Here is a 16,991-nt window from a genome sequence, read left to right as displayed (position 1 = left end):
TATCCCTACTAAAGATAATCAGAAGATTGCCGAAAAAACAATAACGAGTTAACGTTATCGTTGTGGCAACTTCTGATTTTTTTATGGCAAAAGTTTACCGCCAACGTAAGAAATTGAACACAGTTGAGCACTGCCGGTTTATAGAAAGGTGAATGCTGTTAATTTATTTGAGCCATTGATGGCTTGGAACATGGTGTTTTAATTACAGTTGGAATAAACTTTGCATTTATAGCTGTTGGAAAAGTATCGCCAAAATTTTGGCATTTGTAGTAATCACTAGGGATCAATTGATGCATCGACTGTTCAACCTGTGCCTGTGGCAGGTTTTATTTGCAGGAGTTCTGCTTACAAACGCGCCGACAATTTCAGCTCAAGATGCTGGAGTGAGTATTCGTGGACCGAAAAGTACAGACGCATATCCATATCGACGATATGGACCTATCAATTCCAATGACACTTTATGGAAAATAGCGACAAAAGTCCGCCCTAGTGAGAAAGTCTCTATTTATCAAGTCATGCAAGCATTGTATGAATTAAACCCACAGGCATTTGCAAATAACAATATTAATCATCTGATTGACGGTAAGCATCTGGTCATTCCTACGTTGGCTGACGTTAGAGTAGTTGATGAAAATCAAGCACGGAAAAAATCTCAAGACGATGCGAAAGCTTGGCAAAGTGTAGACAAAACCAGTACTGAAGAGCCAAAGAAAATCGTTGAAAAATCTGCTTCACAAAAAGACTTAGAAGAAGCAAAAGTAGAAATTAATGAGCAATTACAAACCATTGATAATGAGCAGAAAGGGCGTCTTGAAACCATTCAGCGAGATGTGCTTGATTCAATTGATGGCTTGCAAGCAATCTTAAGAGAAAATGAAGCACTTAAAAAACGCTTAGGTGATTTCAATGAGCAACTTGGCACAATGCAAAGTGAAGTCGCAAAAGGGCAAGAAGTCAAACGTGATATGGACGATATGCTTGCGCTGCAACGAGAATTGCTGGCAAAGGTAGAAGAGCGAGAGCGACAATTACTATTAGAAAAAGAACGCGCATTCACCTCTAGCATTTGGTTTAAAATATTATTAGGTACTATACCTACTCTGTTAATTCTAAGCGTAGTGATGTTCATCTTACGTAAGAAAAAGCAACCCGAAACCGTCACAAACAATGAGATTGCTGAAGTAGCAACACCAGAAGCCGCAAAAACTGAAGTTAAAGACATTGACGAGCCATTGACGTTGGACGATGAGCTTTCGCTCGATGGCGAATTATCATTAGATGATGAACTGGCGCTAGACCTTGGTGAAGATGAGGGTAGTAGTGGACTGTTTGCTGATGATTTGGATGATGAGCTTGATGATGAACTTAGTGATGATGATGTTATTCATTTAGATGATGCGTTAGACGATTTGGATGACTTGGATGACCTTGAAGATATTTCTTTAGATGAAAATATTGGTGATGATTTAGACAGCTTGGATGAGCTAGACGATGTTGTATCTTCGGATGATCTGGGCGATGTACTTCTTGATGAACAAGACAGTGATGAAGGGGAGCCGCTCGAAGGCGGGGAGCTTGATCAAAATGCCTTAGATGATTTATTGTCAGGCGTCGCAGATGATGAGGAAGAATCTGAGCCACTAGAAGGTGGTGAATTAGGACAAAGTGACCTAGATGATTTGCTCAGTGGTCTAGACACTGCTGCGCCAGACGATAGTGAGACAGATAGTGATGATGAGATAAATGTTGATGACTTCCTTGATGATCCAATCGACAGTGAGGATGAACTTACTGAAATAGCCGATGATGCAGACGTTACCGATCCTGATGACATTGATGCGTTATTGGCGAGTGCGGCATCACCAGAAGTGTCAAATAAGGCTGATGAGATTGCCGATGGTGCAGACGTTACCGATCCTGATGACATTGATGCGTTATTGGCGAGTGCGGCATCACCAGAAGTGTCAAATAAGGCTGATGAGATTGCCGATGATGCAGACGTTACCGATCCTGATGACATTGATGCGTTATTGGCGAGTGCGGCATCACCAGAAGTGTCAAATAAGGCTGATGAGATTGCCGATGGTGCAGACGTTACCGATCCTGATGACATTGATGCGTTATTAGCGAGCGCGGCATCACCAGAAGTGCCAAATAGAGCTGATGAGATTGCCGATGGTGCAGATGTTACTGACCCTGATGACATTGATGCGTTATTAGCGAGCGCGGCATCACCAGAAGTGCGAAATAAAGCTGATGAGATTGCCGATGGTGCAGATGTTACTGACCCTGATGATATTGATGCGTTATTGGCGAGCGCGGCATCACCAGAAGTGCCAAATAAAGCTGATGAAATTGCCGATGGTGCAGACGTTACTGACCCTGATGACATTGATGCGTTATTAGCGAGCGCGGCATCACCAGAAGTGCCAAATAAAGCTGATGAGATTGCCGATGGTGCAGATGTTACTGACCCTGATGATATTGATGCGTTATTAGCGAGCGCGGCATCACCAGAATTGCCAAATAAAGCTGATGAGATTGCCGATGGTGCAGACGTTACTGACCCTGATGACATTGATGCATTATTGGCGAGTGCAGGCGTAGGGTCTGAGCCGGAATCAGCTTCAAAAGCACAGAAAATAATAACAGAACCTGAAGATATTGACGCCATAATTGATAGCTTAAATAGTGAAGTAAATGAAGAGCCGCAGCAGCATGAGATCACCGATCCAAAGGAAATTGATGCGTTATTAGAGCAAGAGCCTATTGATGATTTAAATGGTGTTATCGAGGTTGAAACAGATTCAACCGAAGAAGAGAGTGAGCACAAATCTCTTATTGAAGGATTTAGTGAAGAGTATGTTGCTCCGTTTTTACAAGTCGACTTTAGTGATATTACGTCTGAAACAGAAGAAAACGAAGTCACAGGCTCTACGGAAGAGGTAGTTGCAGTAGACCCTGCAATCGATAAATTCCTTAATATTGATGATCAAGGTGATGCACAGGAAGATAATATTCTTGCGGATGATATCGACATAGATGCGTTGATTTCACAAGAGCAGGCGAGCGATGATGTGATTATTGATGTAGGTGATGACATCCTCGGCAGTATTAGTGACTCACAAGAAGATAATGCTATCGACGATGAAACATTGTCAGCGATGGAAGGTGACTTTGATGAATCTACTTTGTCAGAGCTACTTAAAGAGGAAAAAGATCCAGTTCCTCCAGTCGAATTAACACCGGACTTCACTGACAGTAATGTATTAGCTGATTTACTTGCGGAAGAAAAAGTTGAAACTGATGACGTTTCTGAAGCTAATGTTATTGAAGATATCCAAGAATTAGACAGCTTAGACTTTGATGAATTATTGGCAAATATTGAGGAGTCTTCGTCTGGAGGTGATGATTCATTTGATCTAACTGATAATTTAGATATTGATGATGAGATTGATCTAGGTGATGACTTAGATGTCGATATTGATGCCGACAGTGAGAGCATTGAAGATGATTTTGTTTCAGTTGATTCCTTATTGTCTGAATCACTTGATAAGCAAAAAGATGATGAACCATACAACAAAACTAATATTGATGTCGGCTTAGGTGATTTTCCTGAATTCACTAATGACATTAATGACGTTAATGTCGATGACGATGATAATGGCATTGCAGCAAAATTAGATTTAGCCAAGGTCTATATAGAAATCGGTGATAAGGAAAATGCTGAAATTATTTTGCAAGATGTGGTCAAGCTCGGTGATGCACAACAACAATTCGATGCGCAGCAGTTATTAGATAACCTCTAATTTCATCGTCGATACAGCTGAACCAAATAAAACGCCGCTGTTATAGCGGCGTTTTTGTATTCTACAAAAAATGCTCAGATTTGAACTTGGTGTTCGAGTAAAAATCGTGGATAATGCGCGGCTAGAATTTGAGGACAGCACATGCGTTACGCTTTAGGTATTGAATACGACGGTAAAAATTATTGCGGGTGGCAACGCCAAAACCATTCTCCTAGTGTACAAGAAAACCTAGAGAACGCTTTGTCAAAAATTGCTGCTGAGCCTATCAGTGTTGTATGTTCTGGGAGAACTGATACTGGTGTCAGTGCAACGAACCAAGTGGTTCACTTTGATACCGACAAAACTCGAAAAGACGTTGCATGGACATTGGGCGTCAATACCAACCTGCCTAAAGATATTGCCGTACGTTGGGTAAAACAAGTAGATGACGAGTTTCATGCTCGCTTTAGCGCAACGGCACGCCGTTATCGATATATCATTCATAATACGCGCCTACGTCCAGCAATCTTATCGAGTGGCGTTACATTTTGTCAGCACCCTTTAGATGAAAAACTAATGAATCAGGCTGCACAAGCGCTCGTTGGAAAACATGACTTTACTTCGTTTCGAACCGTCCATTGTCAGTCTCATTCACCCGTAAGGACATTGCATCATTGCAACGTGACGCGAATGGGTGATTATTTAATCCTTGATGTAAGAGGTAATGCTTTTTTGCATCATATGGTACGCAACATTGCAGGCAGTCTAATGCGTGTCGGACAAGCGCTGGAAACCGTTGATTGGGTAGCAGAAGTATTAGCGGCCAAAAACCGTTGTCTGGCTGGAATGACAGCACCAGCGAACGGCTTATATTTCGTCGATGTTGACTTTCCTGAGCAGTTTTCCATACCTAAACCTAAATTAGGCCCGTTATTTCTTCCTGATTAAGGTAGAATATCTCACACAACAGACCAGTTTTTTATATAAAACATGGGGCAATCTATGTTTTAATTCGTCGTTATATTTCTCTTTCAATGCATTTTTGTTTAAATAGTAACCCAAATGCAAAATGATTTTCGTTGCAATAGGCAAAAAATAGATTATGAGCTGGATAGAAAAAATTCTCCCAAAAGCAAAAGCTACCCAAAAACGCAATATTCCAGAAGGTGTTTGGGCAAAATGTTCTTCATGTAATGCAGTACTCTATAAAGTTGAATTGGATCGCCAATTATCTGTGTGTCCAAAATGTGATCACCATATGCGTATCACGGCACGCAAACGTATTGAGTGTTTCCTTGATGCAGGTGAACGTATTGAGTTAGGTGAAGAATTTGAAGCACAAGACATTCTGAAGTTTAAAGACTCAAAACGTTACAAAGACAGAATCAGTGCAGCTCAAAAAAGCACGGGTGAAAAAGATGCCTTAGTCGTGATGAAAGGCGAACTAAACGGCATGCCTATTGTTGTTGCTGCATTCGAATTTTCTTTCTTAGGCGGCTCTATGGCATCGGTTGTAGGTGCTAGATTCGTCAAAGGTGTCGAATATTGTTTAGAGCATAACTTACCGTTTGTATGTTTTTCTGCCAGTGGCGGTGCTCGAATGCAAGAAGCTCTATTTTCTTTAATGCAAATGGCAAAAACTAGTGCGGCATTAGCGAAAATGAGTGAAAAAGGCTTGCCTTACGTGTCAGTGTTAACTGACCCTACTATGGGCGGCGTTTCTGCGAGTTTGGCAATGTTAGGTGATATCAATGTAGCTGAGCCAAAAGCCTTGATTGGTTTTGCGGGACCTCGCGTTATTGAACAAACAGTACGTGAGAAGTTACCAGAAGGATTCCAACGTAGTGAATTTTTACTTGAAAAAGGTGCAATTGATCTAATAGTTGATCGCCGTGAAATGCGAGCGACAATAGGTCGAATGCTTGCTAAGTTCATGGGACAGCCTAATCGCGACTAATTCCTTTATGTCTGAATCTAATAAAAGCCACTTTGCTGAATATGATTTAGCTCAGTGGCTTTCTTATATCGAATCTATCCACGCCACAGAAATTGACATGGGCTTAGCTCGGGTCGCTCAGGTATTAGCGCGCCTGAATATTGATTTAAGCTTTGCCGAAGTTATTACCGTAGCTGGTACCAATGGTAAAGGCACAACATGTGCTTTTATGGAAACCGCATTAATTGGAGAACATAAAAGCGTTGCTGTATATTCGTCGCCTCATATTGAACGTTTTAATGAACGTTTACGAGTGAATAAAACGGACATAGCGGATCAATTATTTATAGAGGCGTTTGCTCAAGTTGAACAGGCAAGAGCCGAAATATCGCTAAGTTACTATGAGTTTACGACGCTAGCAGCTTTTGTCGTTTTAATGCAAACCAAACCTGAAGTCATTATTTTAGAAGTGGGCTTAGGTGGGCGTCTCGATGCGACCAATGTTATTGACGCAAACATTGCAGTTATCACCACTATTGATTTAGACCATCAAGCATTTTTGGGTAATACTCGAGAGCTAATCGGTTTTGAAAAAGCTGGCATTATGCGAGCAAATCGAATAGCCGTTATTGGTGATAAAGTACCTCCTAAATCGCTAATTGATTTTGCTGAACAAATAAATGCCGTAACTCAATATAGAGATAAGGCGTTCTCTATAGTTGAACAGCAGTCTTCGTGGTCATGGCAGAGTGAGAGTATGAGGTTGACTGATTTACCGCTGCCGAATATTCCAAAAGATAACGTTGCTACGGCATTAATGACACTATTATCATTAAATGTTGAGCTTACCAGCGCTAAAGTCAGTGAATGGATAAGTAATACACATGTAGCTGGACGGACAGAAATATTTAAAGGTAATGAAGATAGTGCGGATGTTATGCTTGATGTGGGCCATAATCCGCTAGCGGCGCGTTATCTTAAGCAACATATTTCCACCTTAAAGTATGACAACGTCTATGCTGTACTTGGCATGCTCAAAGATAAAGATATTGAAGAAACGGTTGCGACACTAAAGCCAATAATAAATCATTGGTGTATCGGCAGTTTAACAGCCATGCGTGGTGCTAGTGCCGACGAGATTCTTGAGCTAGTCAAATTTGACAACAAAAAATGCAATTCTTTTGACAATGTCAGTGATGCCTTTAAAATGGCTCGAGCATGTGCGAAAGCAAACGACCTTATATTAGTTTGCGGTTCATTTTTTACAGTTGCTGAAGTAAGACGCTTATTAGTTACTGATTAATATACAAAATCTATAGAGGAAGGTTAAGTTGTCAACACCGTTTCAAAACCGCTTAGTGGGTTCTATTATTGTTGCAGCTGCTGTGATCATATTTCTTCCTGATATCTTAGATGGTGAAAAGAAAAGCTACCAAGCTGATTTTGATGCCATTCCTGAAGCTCCGGCCTTCAAAAGTAAACACAATAAAGCACAAGAATTTCCCAATGAAAAACTAGCAAATATCCCTCAAGATACTGTGACGGACGATATTGCAATAGACGGAATAGATATCAGTGCAGAGAATATTACTCCTACGGTGGAAAATAGTGATGCAGTGAAAGTCAATGTGATCGCTAAACCAGAAAAAATTGCCTCTAAACAAACATCGAATACTAAACAAAGTACTCTAGGCAAGGCATTGCCAGAAAAATCGATTATGGGTGAAGCTTGGGTGATTCATTTAGGTAGTTTTAAGCACAAAAAGAATGTTAGTGAACTAGTCAAAAAACTTAAAGACAATGGCTATACCGCGTATACTCAACCAATAAAAACAAAAAACGGTCCTTTAACAAAAGTGATTGTCGGTCCTGAATTAATTAAGTCGGAACTGAGTAAAAAAATCCCAGCCCTTAAAGCGTTAACTAAGGTGGAAGGTAAAATAGCCAAATTCAAACCAACAAAATAATAAAAATGTTGGTCAACAATGGCGCGTTTCTGTTAGAATGCGCGCCCTAATTCAATGAGAATACTCACTATATGGTTTGGATAGATTTTGCCATCTTAACGGTAATTGGCATATCAACCTTAATTAGTCTGGTACGAGGGTTTGTTAAAGAAGCTGTTTCTTTAGTGATCTGGATCGGTGCCTTTTTTATTGCTAGTACCTTCTATCCAAACTTAGCCAGCCTACTCACGAATATCTCAGATCAACTGTTACGCAATGCTGCAGCGATCGCCATACTCTTTATTGTTACTTTAATCTTGGGTGCTCTGGTCAATTATGTAATTGGTCAGCTAGTACAGAAAACAGGGTTATCAGGAACTGATCGAGTACTTGGCTTAGCTTTTGGTGCGCTGCGCGGTGTACTGATCACTAGTGCTTTGTTGTTCTTTATGGATGCATTTACCTCCGCAGGCTCTACAGCTTGGTGGCAAAGTTCAAAGATGATTCCAGAGTTTACTTTCGTCATAGAGTGGTTTTTCGAGTATCTCAAACAAACTTCAAGTTTCTTAACTTAACTAATCGAACGTTCGGCGGAGAGCAAGTTCATGTGTGGTATTGTAGGTATAGTTGGTCAAACCCCTGTAGGACAATCACTTTATGATGGTTTAACGGTGCTTCAGCATCGAGGACAGGATGCAGCGGGTATCGTGACTATTCACGACGGCATGTTTAGGCTTCGTAAAGCTAATGGCTTAGTAAAGGATGTGTTTCATACGCGTCACATGCTTAGATTGGAAGGTAATATGGGTATTGGTCATATTCGATACCCAACTGCGGGCACATCAAGCTCATCAGAGGCGCAACCTTTTTATGCAAATTCGCCATTTGGTATATCGTTAGCCCATAACGGTAACTTGACCAATGCTGAAGAGCTAAAAACTTGGTTGTTTGAAAAAGCAAGGCGCCATGTAAATACAACATCTGATTCAGAGATATTACTCAACATTTTGGGGCATGAGCTTCAACAGGTTGATAGCATTGATCTAAAACCTGACGATATTTTTACGGCAATTTCAAATGTTCACAACCGTGTTCGCGGTGGTTATGCGACAGTTGCTGTGATCATTGGCCATGGTATGGTGGCGTTTCGAGATCCAAACGGTATTCGCCCACTTGTTTTCGGTAAACGTGAAACAGAAAAGGGATTTGAGTATATGGTTGCATCAGAGTCAGTGGCATTAGATGCGTGTGACTTTGAGTTTGTACGAGATGTTGCACCTGGCGAAGCTATCTTCTTTAGCGACAAAGGCACCATGCATAGTCAACAGTGTGCTCAAAACCCAAGCTTTAGTCCGTGTATTTTTGAATTCGTTTACTTTGCTCGTCCAGATTCAACCATCGACAAAATTTCAGTTTATGCTTCCCGTGTTGAAATGGGCAAAAAGTTAGGAGCTAAGATAGCAAAAGATTGGGAAGATATTGATATTGACGTAGTCATACCAATTCCTGAAACTTCTTGTGATATAGCCTTAGAAATTGCACGACAGTTAGACCTACCATATCGTCAAGGGTTTGTTAAAAACCGTTATATTGGCCGTACGTTTATCATGCCAGGGCAAGAGCAACGTAAGAAGTCAGTTCGTCGAAAACTTAATGCAATCGGTGCTGAGTTCGTCGGTAAAAATGTGCTTTTAGTTGATGACTCAGTTGTTCGAGGAACAACATCTGAACAAATTATTGATATGGCACGAGCGGCCGGCGCAAAGAAAGTGTACTTTGCTTCAGCAGCGCCTGAAGTTCGTTTCCCTAATGTTTATGGTATTGATATGCCTAGTGCGAATGAGTTAATTGCTCATGGCCGTGAACTTGATGATATTTGTCAGCTTATCGGCGCAGATAAATTAATATATCAATCTATTGAAGACTTGGTTGAAGCTGTAGGTGCGGGTAATTCAGATATTAAATTGTTTGAAACGTCAGTCTTCGACGGTAACTACATTACTAATGATATCAATCAATCATATTTGGAAAAATTAGACGCCATGCGTAACAATGAAACGAAAGAGAAGTCAGACAAAGATGCTGATTCTATCATTGATATGCATAATGAAGGTGCTGAGTAATAAATAACTCAACCAACATATGAAATAAAAATGGCACCTTAAGGTGCCATTTTTTTCACTAAATTAAGGAAAACTTAAGCTAAATATTCAGGCCCTAACCCTAAACTCCACAAAATAGCAGAGGCTGCCATAATAGAAACAAGCAACACAAGCCCGCAGGTGACCACGGAACTTGCATAAATGAAGCCTTTTTCTTCTGGGATATTCATCATGATTGGTACGCCAGAATAGAGCAAGTATACGGAATAGCAAACCGCAACCATACCAGCGACGACAACAAACCATAACACTGGAAATAGTGCCGTTACGCCTACCATCAATAGTGGTGTGGCTGTATAAGCAGCCAATTCTAATGATTGAGTGTAATTAGGCGTAGAATCAAATGTTTTTGCCATCCAGTGAATTAAATAAGCTAAGGCGAATACGCCAAGGATTAATGAAATGTACATTCCTACCGACATGACCATTGCACTTGTTTCGGTCAGCTTTATTGGCTCTCCTACACCGATTGTCCAGCCTATATGAGCGGCAGCGTAATAACCACAAATAGCGGGAATTAACGCGATGGTCAAAATATGAGCCAAACTGTACATTAGGCTCTCATGACGTTTCTCAATGGTTTCCCATTCTTCTTTTGGGTGGGCGTATAAACCCCAGATATGATTTAAGATCATAATACTATCCTCTCGCTGTCCCCGACATCGTTTCGACTGTAGTTTTTATTTTGTCGAAATACCTATCAACTAGTTTTGTTTTTATTGTTGATACTTTATTTATGTAGTAAGGCTAAGCATTCGTCAAGAATAGTTTAAAAAATAATCGTAAAAACATGAGTTAAATCTATTTTCTGTATACTAATTAGGCGATTTTGATTCTGACGATATTCATTACGTCGATTTCGAAGCCTGCGACAGTCTCGATATCTGGATAATATGTTAGGTTTACGCGTTGCCCAACGAGCGTTTTGTAACGCTTTTTGCGTTTGTATTTAAACGGAGCACTAACATTTTCTAACATGAGAGTATTTATCATCCAATCGTCCTGCTCTCGTTGCACATGAGAAACAACCTTAATTGCCTCTGTGTGAACAAGCTTTTGGTGTTGTTCTAGCAATTTATTCACTTTCTTATTCATATAACGTACTTTTTAATGAAGATTAATGTTTTAATTCAATTGATACCGACTTGAATCGAATGAGTTGTGTCAGTGCACCGACAATCAATAGGCAAAACCGATGGTCCAATAAGAGCTCTTGTTTTAATTCTACCATTTTTAAAGTGTAAACGGCGGGTGCTTACTCAAGAAGTTAATTTCATCTAAGGTATTGATTAATGATCGCTAACTTTCGAGACTGAAATCTGAGCTTTAAATGATGAGGCTAGTGCGATGGCCGCGCGTACAATGCTGCTTTTTGAAAAAGCACTTATTGTGTGATTCTTAAATAATGTACGCATAAGGCTAATATTTTTGAAGTATGACAAGTCGATAGAACTCTTCCATGCCAAGTGCTATTTAAAATCTATGTCTTACTATGAATTTTAATTTCGTTACGCGAAGACATAGTTAGTAATTGAGTTGACCATAGAAAACAGGTAGGGAAGTAAGTAGAGCAAAACAAAAGTTAATTCATGCATTCCAATAGTCTAGTTTAGATTTAATATCGATGTTAAATCTTGCTATTTCTGAGCGTTAAGCCAAGTTATAGCGTCTATTTCATTGTTGAAAAATTTTGCTTGTGCATTTATAAACGTCTTATGCAATTGCTCAAAAAAATATCTTTGAACATTATTTGTAATTACAACAGCTTCAAACTTTTTATTATTGACCTCAGACCAAATGTTAAGAGCGATGATTTCTGTCCACATTTCTGGTGGCCCTAGTTCCCAATCTGATAGTTCAATTATACAAGACCAGCTTTGATTTTTTATTTGTTCGACTGTAGCTTTGAATGCTTTGCAACATGAGTTTACTGTTTCAATATTCCATGCACCAGTGGCTCTCAAAGTTACAACTTGGTTTTCACTTGATAAACTGTAACCTCCGTGTTCATCCATTAAGTTTTAATCTCATTATTAATTATTCCTATTGAATAAATTAACGTTCCTTGATGAATACAATTAGTTTCAGAAAGGAACCTTATAAAAAGTTAAGCTATTATGTTGCATATTAGGTTTTTGTAATGTTCTTCAAAGAACACTAAAAGGGTAATTTGATGATGAGTTCGTCATTCGATCTTAGAAATATACCAGAGAGTATTTACAAATACTTTGAGGACTCAAGTTTTAAGACATGTAGTTTGAAAAGTTCAGGGTTAGAGAGTGGTTTTTTCACATTCTCAGGTCTTGTGTATATAAAAAGTGGTCGCTTCTCTATGTCAATGCCGCAAAATAACATGGAAACTATTTACAGCTTTGTTATTGAGCCTCAACGCTGGCTTGGCAGTGTATCGCTGTTGGGGTTACCCAGCCCTGTTGTATTGATTAATGAAATTGAAAAAACGGAACTATTGTATATACCGACAAAAGAGCTTATTCAAATCGCAGATAATAACCCGATGGTCTACAAATGGTTACTTAATATAGCGACTGATAATTTCCCTAAATGGTTTCAGGCGCATTTAATAGCATTTTCAACGAGAGAGACACGTGTTCTTTATTGTTTGACGACACTATTACCGCTAGAGGTGAGTAACAATAATCAGACAGAAATAAATATAAGTCAGCAGAAAATTAGCGATATCTGTGGGTTATCTCGACCTAGAGTTAATGAAGTTTTAAAATTGCTAGAGCAGCAAGAAGTCCTTCTGCTTTCACACAAAAAAATACAAATAACAAATATCAATAAGTTTTTCAAAAAGCTTGATGATGCAAACTTATCTATCTATGACCCTAGAACCCAAAGAATATAATGCTTAACAATTTACATATTATGTTTTTTCTAGTGACAACTTGTCGCTTAGTTATTTCGAATAAATAAAACAGGATATTATTGAAATTAAAACTGAGGTTCACACTTTTGTATGTCACTGTTCTTTTGGTTGAAATGAACTTGCTTTAATATTACGACCGGACATAGCTCCACTTTACTTTACAAAATAAATCTTCCCTTGGTAGCTTGCGTTCCGTTGTGAACTTTCATGTTTATTATGTATACAAATTGCTTTAGATATTATCTAAGCCTATTTAATTCCACATTCCTCAAAATATTTTTTATTTGAAAATCAAGTCGCTAAAACGCTTTAATTCAACTCATCTTTAGTTTTTCTATAACTTGTTCTGTTCGGAACATCTACCGATAACATTTTGATACACAATGCGCCACGAATTGCTAAGTTTGTTGGATTTTGTAAAAGGTTGGTAGCCACTAAATCCATTAAACAATTCAACGAAGGCATTGAATCTGTCAAGGACGTTGAGAGGGTGTCAATAGAATTTAAAAACAAATGTTTTGTTTTTATTAATTAATAGAGAAGTATATGAACAAATCTAAACTGGCGATCGTCATAGGTGCATTAATTTTTTCAAATGCGACATTGGCCTCAGAAATCAATTTCAGTGGCTACGGCTCAATTCGAGGCGGTCTCGTACTAGACGACGACCATTACCCACGTAACTTCAACTATGACGATAAAGTTGATTTTAAAAACCAGTCTGTTTTTGCATTGCAAGCACAAGCGCAAATTAATGACGACTGGAACGCGACGGTTGTACTTCAGGCGAGTGGGCATGAAGACTTTGAAGTTGAAGCGCGTTGGGCATATTTAAATTATCAACTGACCCCAGAAACTATATTTACATTCGGTCGTTTCGCATTGCCATATTTTAGACATTCCGATACACAAGATGTAGGTTTTAGTCATGACTATTCAGCGATGCCACGTTCTATTTACAGAGGTCAAGACTTTGATGTGATTGAAGGTATTCGAGTGATGCATTCAACATTTATTGGTGACGGCGATATTACTTTTAAAGGTTCGTACGGTTCGTTTTCAGGACAAACGGCCACGGCAAATGGTGATGTTGATACTGAACTAAATAATATTGTGCAGTTGTCAGCTGAATATACCTATGAGTGGTTCTCAATGTATGTAGGGGCAGTGAGTGCTAAAACCAATGTCGATATTGACGATCAACTTGATTACCACCTTATGAGCTCTTTGTCTGGGTATACAATTGACAATGGCGTTGCATATAACCCAAATAATATACCTGTCTATAACATGTCAGAATTATATGTTGATGAAGATGATGCCTTATACCTCTCTACAGGCGTCACTTTTGATTTTGACCAATGGGTGTTCAATGCAGAATATGCCACATACCAAGTTGAAGATTCATTTAGCGAAGCTTCTACCTCAGTATACGCTTCACTAGGCTATAGGTTTGACAAAACAACGGTTTCTTTTGTGGTTGAAGACCAAAACTTTGGCGAAGATTATGACAGCGCCAAATCAAGCGACCCTATAGTAAATTCATATCTAAAAGCGGTAAATGACTCATTTGCACGGCCAAGTGAATACGACTCTCAAGGTATTCATGTACGTTACGATGCATTTGCAGGTGTTGCTTACAAATTTGAATACACCTATGCAACCGACGATCTAGAAGATAAAGGTGCAAGCGTTGTTACTTTTGGCTTAGATTTCATATTTTAAGGTATAAATAAATGAAAAACATATTAAAAATAATTGCGCCATTAGCACTTGTAATGAATTTTTCTTCTTTTGCAGCAGTCTCTGTAATTGTTAATGACGCCAATACAGACAACCTCGATGCGACTACTATTAAGCGCATTTACTTAGGAAAAATTAAGTCTTTTCCTAGTGGTGGAAAAGTAACGGTATTAACACTCAACGATGATGCTAAGGGAACGGAAGAGTTTCGAAAGACAGCGCTTAAAAAATCTAACAGCCAATACAAATCATACTGGTCCAAGTTAGCATTTACCGGAAAAGGTACTCCGCCTAAAGAGTTTGCTAATGCTAATGACGTCATTATGGCTGTTAAAGCTGATGTAAATGCTATCGGCTTTGTTGATAGTTCTGAGGTAACAGGCGATGTAAAAGTCGTTGCAACTTTTGAATAACCGAAAAATATAGTTCATAGGTCGCATCAAATAGAGGTGCGGCTTTTTTCATTTTACTAGTGAGTAAAATGAGATAATTTAACACTTTATATAAAGAGATTGCTTTTGAATTTTTTCAAAAAACTAAATATATTTACCAAAATACTGGCTATTTTGGCTATTGCTTTATTGAGTTTTATCGTTAATTTGGCGATTAATATTACAGCGATTTCAGAAAATCAAATATTATTAAAATCAGTCAAAGACAAAGCTATTCATTTGGTTAATGTAACAAGTGAAAATGTAACCTTATGGAATAGAGTTGACGAAATTTACACCCAAAGCGTGACCTTTAACGATGAAGATTTAATCGCTGATGCAAACGAAGTATTTCAAAAGTTCATTACTAATTTAAAAAAAATTGAAACCTTAGATGGTGAGTTTAGTGATACGGAAAAAGCGATAACAGCTTCTACTTACTATAATAAATTGGCAAGTGAAATATCTGTTGGACTTATAAATGAAACGCTTGATTTTACTTCTGCGCAAGGAAACATAACCGATAAAGCTGAGATATTTACAGGGATAGAAGAACAGCTAATTGCTGATAAAGAAAACGCGATAACACTGTTTAATAACCTAGTGGAATCAACGATTGAAAATTCACGAGAATCTAAAAACTTGAGCATTATTGTAGGTATATTTTTACTTAGTTTAATGTCAATTCTTAGCGTAGTCATTGCCTCCGCTATCAGTAAATCAGTTACCTCTATTGAGACGTCGTTAAAAGAATTATCGCAAGGAGGAGGTGATTTAACCAACATAATTGCGGTTAGTAGTCAGGATGAATTAGGTCGAGTGGTCAAGCACTTCAATTCATTTACGCAATTGCTGCGCGGTATCGTTAAAGAGGTGGTAAATGTCGTCAGCCCTTTAACAATGAGTGCAGATGAATTGGCTGAAAAAGTAAGACAAGTCGATGCTAATGTAAAAAAACAAACAGAAACAGCTGAAGTCACCAAGCAATCCATGATTGAAATGCAACAAAGCGTCAACGATATTACTAAATCTGCGGGCGAAGCTGCTACAGCCGCATCTTCTGCAGAATTGGAAGTCAATCAAGGCGCTGACAATGTTCAACGTTCATTAACTATTTCTGGTGAGCTTACTAAAGAAATTACAGTAGCCTCAGGTGTGATCAATCAACTTGCTCAAGATTCGCAAAATATGAATACTATTCTAGATGTTATTAATGGTATCGCAGACCAAACCAATTTATTGGCCTTAAATGCAGCGATTGAAGCAGCAAGAGCAGGTGAACAAGGGCGAGGCTTTGCTGTTGTAGCGGACGAAGTACGTAATTTAGCTTCAAGAACATCGTTATCTACAACTGAAATTAGAGAGTTACTTGATAAGCTAATCAGCGCGGCTGATCTATCGGTCAACTCAATGAATAGCGCTAAAGATAAAGCTGACAGTAATGAATCTATTTCTATGGACGTTAATCAGTCATTAAGTAATATTAAAGAGCAAATTGGTCATATTAGTTCTATGAATAGCCAAATAGCTACAGCAACAGAAGAACAATCTTTTGTTGTTCAAACTGTGGTAGAAAATATAGGAGAAATGTATGAAAGTTTTGCATCGACTAAAGTTGCAGTTGAAAGCATTGGGTGTGTAGCACAACAATTAGATGATAATGCTACTCATCTAAAAGAAACCTCTTCTAAATTTATTATCTAAATTTTCGGTCTTAGACCAAACCTACGGGCTTTACTAATTGAAATAGATTAAATGTGACTTATTTCAATTAGTTTAGTTTGAATATTCCAATGGTAATGTTTAAAAAAGGTCTTTGCCATTTCGGCATATCCCTAAAAATAGGAATGGCATACGACCAATAAATTCCCTTTCATTAATAAATAAACCTTCGTTTTCATGCTAGCTAAACCAAATGAATTAAGAGTTTCGCTTAAAGTACAAAATCGCCTTATACTAGGTGAACTGAGTTAAGTTGACCTAATTATTTTGCACCAAAAAACAAATTTGCTAATTATTAACATCAATATGTACCAAGGAGCATATCAAATGTATGTTCTTAGCTCATAAAAAAACAGTTTACATGCATTTGAAA

14 protein-coding genes are annotated in these 16,991 nt (G+C 38.5%); 11 read left to right on the top strand and 3 right to left on the bottom strand.

All coding sequences use genetic code 11. The annotated features are described in order from the left end of the window. Nucleotides 1-290 precede the first annotated feature (290 nt). From QUE03_RS14505 to purF, 7 genes are all read left to right on the top strand, one after another. Complete coding sequence (locus QUE03_RS14505; protein ID WP_286262656.1) at nucleotides 291-3,809, top strand: FimV/HubP family polar landmark protein; 3,519 nt, start codon at nucleotides 291-293, stop codon at nucleotides 3,807-3,809. 141 nt (nucleotides 3,810-3,950) lie between these two features. Continuing rightward, nucleotides 3,951-4,736, top strand: coding sequence for a tRNA pseudouridine(38-40) synthase TruA (gene truA, locus QUE03_RS14500; RefSeq protein ID WP_286262655.1), 786 nt, complete (start codon nucleotides 3,951-3,953; stop codon nucleotides 4,734-4,736). 154 nt (nucleotides 4,737-4,890) lie between these two features. Next, nucleotides 4,891-5,745, top strand: a complete 855-nt coding sequence (accD, locus tag QUE03_RS14495) for an acetyl-CoA carboxylase, carboxyltransferase subunit beta (protein ID WP_286262654.1) — start codon at nucleotides 4,891-4,893, stop codon at nucleotides 5,743-5,745. Nucleotides 5,746-5,752: 7 nt separating this feature from the next. Beyond that, entirely contained in the window at nucleotides 5,753-7,027 is a 1,275-nt protein-coding gene (folC, locus tag QUE03_RS14490; protein ID WP_286262653.1) for a bifunctional tetrahydrofolate synthase/dihydrofolate synthase, read from the top strand. A 28-nt stretch (nucleotides 7,028-7,055) separates the two neighbouring features. Further along, nucleotides 7,056-7,691: an SPOR domain-containing protein gene (locus QUE03_RS14485; protein WP_286262652.1), complete on the top strand. Its 636-nt coding sequence runs from the start codon at nucleotides 7,056-7,058 to the stop codon at nucleotides 7,689-7,691. A gap of 71 nt (nucleotides 7,692-7,762) precedes the next feature. Then, nucleotides 7,763-8,245 (top strand): CvpA family protein, encoded by a 483-nt coding sequence (locus tag QUE03_RS14480; protein WP_286262651.1) that lies wholly within the window; start codon nucleotides 7,763-7,765, stop codon nucleotides 8,243-8,245. Nucleotides 8,246-8,275: 30 nt separating this feature from the next. Then, entirely contained in the window at nucleotides 8,276-9,793 is a 1,518-nt protein-coding gene (gene purF / locus QUE03_RS14475) for an amidophosphoribosyltransferase (RefSeq protein WP_286262650.1), read from the top strand. A 74-nt stretch (nucleotides 9,794-9,867) separates the two neighbouring features. Here purF and QUE03_RS14470 read toward each other — a convergent pair whose 3' ends face one another. From QUE03_RS14470 to QUE03_RS14460, 3 genes are all read right to left on the bottom strand, one after another. After that, the gene (locus tag QUE03_RS14470; RefSeq protein WP_286262649.1) at nucleotides 9,868-10,467 is read right to left on the bottom strand and encodes a Yip1 family protein; all 600 of its coding nucleotides are present in this window, start codon (nucleotides 10,465-10,467) and stop codon (nucleotides 9,868-9,870) included. A 184-nt stretch (nucleotides 10,468-10,651) separates the two neighbouring features. Next, on the bottom strand, nucleotides 10,652-10,927 hold the full coding sequence (locus tag QUE03_RS14465; protein ID WP_286262648.1) for a hypothetical protein: 276 nt from the start codon (nucleotides 10,925-10,927) through the stop codon (nucleotides 10,652-10,654). 542 nt (nucleotides 10,928-11,469) lie between these two features. Continuing rightward, complete coding sequence (locus tag QUE03_RS14460; protein WP_286262647.1) at nucleotides 11,470-11,847, bottom strand: hypothetical protein; 378 nt, start codon at nucleotides 11,845-11,847, stop codon at nucleotides 11,470-11,472. Nucleotides 11,848-12,005: 158 nt separating this feature from the next. Here QUE03_RS14460 and QUE03_RS14455 point away from each other — a divergent pair, with 158 nt between their 5' ends. The 4 genes from QUE03_RS14455 to QUE03_RS14440 all read left to right on the top strand — a co-directional run bounded on the left by QUE03_RS14455 (nucleotide 12,006) and on the right by QUE03_RS14440 (nucleotide 16,600). After that, nucleotides 12,006-12,701 (top strand): Crp/Fnr family transcriptional regulator, encoded by a 696-nt coding sequence (locus tag QUE03_RS14455; RefSeq protein WP_286262646.1) that lies wholly within the window; start codon nucleotides 12,006-12,008, stop codon nucleotides 12,699-12,701. A 567-nt stretch (nucleotides 12,702-13,268) separates the two neighbouring features. After that, nucleotides 13,269-14,447: a porin family protein gene (locus tag QUE03_RS14450; protein WP_286262645.1), complete on the top strand. Its 1,179-nt coding sequence runs from the start codon at nucleotides 13,269-13,271 to the stop codon at nucleotides 14,445-14,447. An 11-nt stretch (nucleotides 14,448-14,458) separates the two neighbouring features. Next, nucleotides 14,459-14,878 carry a type 2 periplasmic-binding domain-containing protein gene (locus QUE03_RS14445; RefSeq protein WP_286262644.1) on the top strand — a complete coding sequence of 140 codons (420 nt, stop codon included), beginning with the start codon at nucleotides 14,459-14,461 and terminating at the stop codon, nucleotides 14,876-14,878. A 105-nt stretch (nucleotides 14,879-14,983) separates the two neighbouring features. Further along, on the top strand, nucleotides 14,984-16,600 hold the full coding sequence (locus QUE03_RS14440; protein ID WP_286262643.1) for a methyl-accepting chemotaxis protein: 1,617 nt from the start codon (nucleotides 14,984-14,986) through the stop codon (nucleotides 16,598-16,600). Nucleotides 16,601-16,991 lie beyond the last annotated feature (391 nt).

Origin of the sequence: Thalassotalea atypica (genome assembly GCF_030295975.1) — a bacterium.
GTDB classification, from domain to species: Bacteria; Pseudomonadota; Gammaproteobacteria; order Enterobacterales; family Alteromonadaceae; genus Thalassotalea_F; species Thalassotalea_F atypica.
This window is presented reverse-complemented; position numbering and strand designations above follow the sequence as displayed.